Raw genomic sequence first — 5924 nt, forward strand, 5'->3', positions numbered from 1 at the left:
TTCGGCACGGTCAGGTCGCGATGGGTCAGGACTTGCTGCGCGCCGCTGTCCTGAATCATGAAGGCCTGGCGTTCCAGCGGTGCATTGACGTCCAGCGGCACATAGACTGCCCCGCACTTGTTGACGGCCAGTTGCGTCACCAGCAAGTCCAGCGAGCGCGGCAGCAGAATGGCGACTGCATCGCCGGCCTGTACACCAAGACTGTTCAGGTAATGGGCCAAGCGATTGGCGCGGGCATTGAGTTCGCGGTAGCTCAGGCTTTCAGCGCCATGCACGGCGGCCTGCGCGTCAGGATGGGCCAAGGCCTGCGCTTCAAACAGCGCGTGAACGGATTTGTCCCGTGGGTAGTCGGCGGCCGTGTCGTTGAAACCGTGCAGCAGTTGCTCGCGCTCAGCGGCGGGCAATACCGAAAGGCTCGCCAGTGGCGCCTGCCCGCCAGTTTCCAGCGCTTCGACCAGATCGGTGAGCACGGAGGCCATGTAGGCAGCCACTCGCTGTGCGCCGATCTTGACGCTTGCCTGAACGTTAAGCGCAAAGCGCTCGCCAAAGTCGTCCACCGAAAGAATCACGGGGTAGTTGGTGCGTTCTTCAGCGCTCAGGGTTTCGATGCCGTGCCAGGCGTCACGCGTCTGGGCATCGAGCGGCTGCGCGTTATCGGCGCTGTGCCGGTAATTGAGCAACGCGCTGAACAGCGGGGTCGGTGCGACCACGCCACTGCAACGCTGCGCCAACGCGAGCGAGGCATACTCGTGCCCCAGCAGTTGAGTCAGGCGCGCATGCGTGGCTTTGACGCCGTCGCGCACGCTCTGCCCGCCCACCTGGACACGCAGCGGCAAGGTGTTGATGAACATGCCCAGCGCCTGCCCGGCGCTGGCTTGTTGTGATGCCTGCATGCGACCGAGCATCACCGTGCCGAACACCACATCGTCACGCCCCGAAACGGCACCGAGCACGCGTGCCCACGCCAGGTGGCACAGGCTCGCCGCGCTGACGCCCTGCTGCCGGGTCTGGGCGCGCAGGCGCTGGCCGAGTTCTGCGGGCAGCGTCAGATGAACGTCTTCGACGTCATTGCCGTCGCCCAACACGTCCTGGACGCCGAACGGCAGCGTCGGCTCGTCCATGTCACCGAGCATTTCGCTGAAGAACGTCTCATGGTGCTTGCGCTGGTTCGATTGCAGGGTTTTCGCCACGTAATCGCGATACGGCAGTGCCGCCGCCAGCGCCTGGCCTTGACCGGTCAGGAACGCCTGCATTTCGTGCTGGACGATGTCCAGCGCGGCATGGTCAATGGCCAAGTGATGGAACAGCAGCATGGCAAGCCAGCGCTGATTGGCTTTGTCCTCGCTGATCACCAGCAGCATCAACGGCGCCTGACCGATATCCAGCCGGTAGTGACGCGGGTCGAAGCGCGCTTTCAGTTGCGCCAGCACGTCCCCTTCTTGCAGCTCGTCGGTGATGTCCCGCACACCCAGCCGGGCCTCGCGCCATACCACTTGCACGGGGGCTTCCAGCCCTTGCCAGGCCAGCGACGTGCGAAGGATGTCATGGCGGTCGATGACCTGCTGAAAAGCGTCAATGAAGTGGTCCAGCCGCTCGCGACTCGCCATGCTGAACTCGGCCTGCAGGACGTACGGGTCGCCTCGCTGTGCGGTCAGGTGGTGGTAGAAAACACCCTCCTGCAACGGCGCCAGCGGATAAATGTCCTGAACGTTGGCGGCGCCGCCCGGAATGCCCGCCACGAGGGTGTCGATGGCTGTCTGATCCAGTTTGAGCAACGGCAACATGTCCGGTGTGATGCGCTCGCAGCCCGGCACAATGGCGTTTTCCGGCACACCGTGCTGCTCGGCGACATGGGCCGCGTACGCGCCACTCTTGATTGCGTCGAGCAAGGCTGCCTTGTGCTCTCGCAACAGGGCCAGGGTGGCCGGTTCGGCCAGTGACTGTTTGCTGCCGCTCACTTTTAACTGGTCACCCTTGACGGAGAGCTCGATGCCCTTCTCTACCAGTGTCGTCAACAGTTCAATCACACTCACAGGAGAATCTCCGTTTTTTCCGTCGCCGCGGCGTATTCCGCGAGGGTGGGTTGTTCGAACAGGGTCTTGAAGTCAGCCTCGATGCCGGCTTCGCGCATTTTTTCCATCAGGCTGACGGCCAGCAGCGAGTGACCGCCCAGCTCGAAGAAATGGTCATGACGACCGACACGCTCGATGTTGAGAACGTCGGCCCACAGTTCAGCCAGAATGGTTTCCGTCTCGCCCTGCGGCGGCTGGTATTCCCGGCTGATGATTGAACCGGCGTCCGGAGCCGGCAGGGCCTTGCGGTCCAGCTTGCCGTTGGGGGTCAGCGGCAGGCTGTCGAGGTGGACGTAGGCTGCCGGCACCATGTAACCCGGCAACTGGCCCTGCAAATGAGCGCGCAATGACTCGATATCAAGCGCTGCGGCGGTCGAGATGAAGTAAGCCACCAGACGCTTGTCGCCCGGCACATCCTCGCGAGCGATTACCACGGCTTCCTTGATGTCGGTATGGCTGGCGAGCTTGGCCTCGATCTCGCCCAGTTCGATCCTGAAACCGCGAATCTTGACCTGGAAGTCGTTGCGGCCCAGGTACTCGATGCTGCCGTCGGCGCAATAGCGCCCCAGGTCGCTGGTGCGGTACAGGCGTGCGCCAGGCGTCTGGCTGAACGGGTCCTTGATGAAACGTTCGGCCGTCAGGTCGTCGCGGTTGAAATAACCCCGCGCCACCCCGTCGCCTCCGATGTAGAGCTCCCCGGTCACGCCTTTCGGCACCGGCTCACCGCGCTCATCGAGCAGGTAGAAACGGTTGTTGGCGAGTGGCCGACCGATGCTGACGCTGACTGACGAGGTATCGCGTGAATCGAACCGCAGCGCCGATGACCAGATGCTGGTTTCGGTCGGGCCATAGACGTTCCACAGCGCTTCGACCTTGTCGGCCATGCGCTGTGCCAGCTCGACCGGCAATGCTTCGCCGCCGCACAGGGCCTTGAGCCCCGCCGCACCGGTCCAGCCCGAGTCCAGCAGCAGACGCCATGTGGCCGGCGTGGCCTGCATCAGGGTCGCCGCGCTGTCGCGGATGGCTTCGCCCAGCAAACGTGCATCCAGCCCCTGGATTCGGTCCAGCAAAACCACACGCGCCCCGCAGATCAGCGGCATGTACAACTCGACGCCGGCGATATCGAAACCGATGGTGGTCAGGGCCAGCATGCGGTCAGCGCTGCTGGCCTGGGTCAGGTCGCGCATGGCGCAGAGCAGGTTCACCACTCCGCGATGCTCGACCATCACCCCTTTGGGCTTGCCCGTCGAACCGGAGGTGTAGATCACATACGCCAGATGATTAGGGCTCAGGGCCGTGATCTGCGGGTCACTGGTCGCCTCGTCATGCCAGGTGACCTGCTCCAGATCAATGACCGGCACCGGGCTTCCGGACACCAGGTGCCGGGTTTCGCCCTGCGCCAACACGGCGATAGGGGCGCTGTCTTCGAGCATGTAAGCGATCCGGTCGACCGGGTAGGCCGGGTCCAGTGGCACATAAGCGCCGCCTGCTTTCAGAATCGCCAGCAGCCCGATCATCATGTCCACACCGCGCTCGACGCAGATCGCGACGCGAGCGTCCGGCACCACCCCTTGTCTGCGCAAATGGTGCGCCAGACGGTTGGCACGCAGGTTCAGCTCGGCGTAGCTCAACGTTTCACTGCCGTGGATCAAGGCCGTGGCCTCAGGTGTGCGATGAGCCTGCGCGGCAAACAGGCCATGAATGGTCTGCTCGCGGGGGTAATCGGTCCAGGTGGCGTTGAGGCCCGAAATCAGTTCATCGCGCTCCTGCGCCGGCAGGATCGACACCTGGCTCATGCGTGCTTCGCCCGCTTGTTCCATTGCATCGGCCAGGCTGATCAGCGCTTGCTGCACGTAGCCACAGACGCGGGCGGCCCCGATCTGCGTCGGTGTCATGACCGAGAAGGCAAAGCCCTGCCCTTCGTCGTCCACCGACAGGGTCAACGGATAATTGGTTCGTTCCTCGCCTTTCAGCAGCTCGATACCGTCCCAGGCGGCCAGCCCTTCACGGTCGATGGTCGCGCCGGTGTGCCGGTAATTGAGCAAGGCACTGAACAACGGCGCCGGGGCTTGCACCGCACTGCAGCGCTGAGCCAGCGTCAATGATGCGTGCTCATGGGCCAGCAGCCCGGTCAGACGGCTGTGAGTGGTCTTGACCGCCTGACGAACATCGGTGTCACCCACACTGACCCGCAGTGGCAGGGTATTGATGAACATGCCCAGTGCCCGGTCGGCACCGCTGCCGCCCTGCATCCGGCCCATCAGTACGGTGCCGAACACCACGTCGTCCTTGCCGGTGACGCTGGCCAGCACCTGCGCCCAGGCCAGGTGATAGAGGCTCGCCATGCTCACCCCGAGGCTGCGTGCCTGAAGGCGCAGGCGCCGTGTCAGGTCGGCATCCACGAGTTGACGGATTTCTTCGATGCCATTGCCGTCGCCTTGAACATCGTGCAGATCGAACGGCAGCGTCGGCTCGTCGATATCACCGAGCATGTTATGGAAGAACGCTTCGTGGGCTTCGCGACTGAGGCCCAGACGGGCCTGCGCCACGTAGTTGCGGTACGGCACCGAAGCCGGCAGTGCGTGCTCGCGGCCCTGCATGCAGGCCTCGATTTCCCGCGACAGCACCGCCAGCGAGGTCGCGTCGTCGATCAAATGGTTGAACAACAGAATCGCGACCCAGCGATGGTTGACCGGGTCCTCTGCGTAAGCGATGCGCATCATCGGCGCCTGACGAATGTCCAGGCAGTAATGACGCGGGTCGAACCGGGCGTGCAATTGCGTGGCAATGTCACCCTCGGCCGGGTCCAGCGCTACCGATTCGACACCCAGCGGCGCTTCACGCCACACCACTTGCAGCGGTTCGTTCAGCCCTTCCCAGAGCACGCCCGTGCGCAGGATTTCATGCCGGGCGACGACGGCCTGCAGGGCCTCGGCGAAGGCTTCGATACGGGACAAGCGGTCAAAACCGAACATCACGTATTGCAGGTACGGATCGCCTTCTGTGGCGCTCAAGTGGTGATAGACAATCCCTTCCTGCAGCGGCGCCAACGCGTAGATGTCCTGAACGTTGGCGATGCCACCGGGAACACTGGCGACAACGGTATCGATCTGTTCCTGGCTCAAGGTCACCAGCGGCAGCATGTGCGGGGTGATCTGCGTGCAGCCGGGGGTGATGAGGTTGTCTGGAATGACAATCTCTTGCTGGCCACCGACAGCCGCAGCCAGTGCTTCAAGGGTCGGCTGACTGAACAGCACTCGCACGTCGGCACTCAGATGCTGTTGACGCATACGCTCGATGAGCTTCACCGCCAGCAGCGAATGGCCGCCCAGCTCGAAGAAGTGGTCATGGCGACCCACGCGTTCCACGTCCAGCAGTTCTTCCCAGAGCCTGGCGATGGCTATTTCGGCCTTGCCTTGCGGCGCCACGTATTCGCGGCTGATCAGTGCTGACTGGTCCGGTGCGGGCAATGCCTTGCGGTCCAGTTTGCCGTTGGTGGTCAGCGGCAAGGCATCTAGATGGACGTAGGCCGCCGGAACCATGTAATCCGGCAGCAGAACTTGCAGATGACTGCGCAGTGATTCGACATCGATGGTGCTGTCTGCCGACGTGAAGTACGCCACCAGACGCTTGTCGCCGGGCACGTCCTCGCGAGCGATGATGACCGCGTCCTTCACCGCAGCATGTGCGGCCAGTTTCGCTTCGATCTCGCCCAGTTCGATGCGGAAGCCACGGATCTTCACCTGATCATCGTTACGGCCCAGGTAATCGAGACTGCCATCGGCATTCCAGCGCGCCAGATCGCCTGTGCGGTACAAGCGTGCGCCCGTGTTTTCAGTGAAAGGGTCGGCA

General features: G+C 63.3%; 2 protein-coding genes and 1 pseudogene. All 3 read right to left on the reverse strand.

The annotated features are described in order from the left end of the window. A partial coding sequence (locus tag BW686_RS25890; protein ID WP_143514225.1) for a condensation domain-containing protein occupies window positions 1-2033 on the reverse strand: 2033 nt, incomplete at its 3' end. Next, window positions 2030-5749: a non-ribosomal peptide synthetase gene (locus BW686_RS25895; protein WP_373271075.1), complete on the reverse strand. Its 3720-nt coding sequence runs from the start codon at window positions 5747-5749 to the stop codon at window positions 2030-2032. The genes BW686_RS25890 and BW686_RS25895, both read right to left, overlap by 4 nt. A 14-nt stretch (window positions 5750-5763) precedes the next feature. Continuing rightward, window positions 5764-5924: pseudogene (locus BW686_RS27650) on the reverse strand (hypothetical protein); the annotation flags it as partial.

The sequence above is a fragment of the Pseudomonas syringae genome (assembly GCF_002157375.1).
In the GTDB taxonomy this organism is placed as follows: domain Bacteria; phylum Pseudomonadota; class Gammaproteobacteria; order Pseudomonadales; family Pseudomonadaceae; genus Aquipseudomonas; species Aquipseudomonas syringae_T.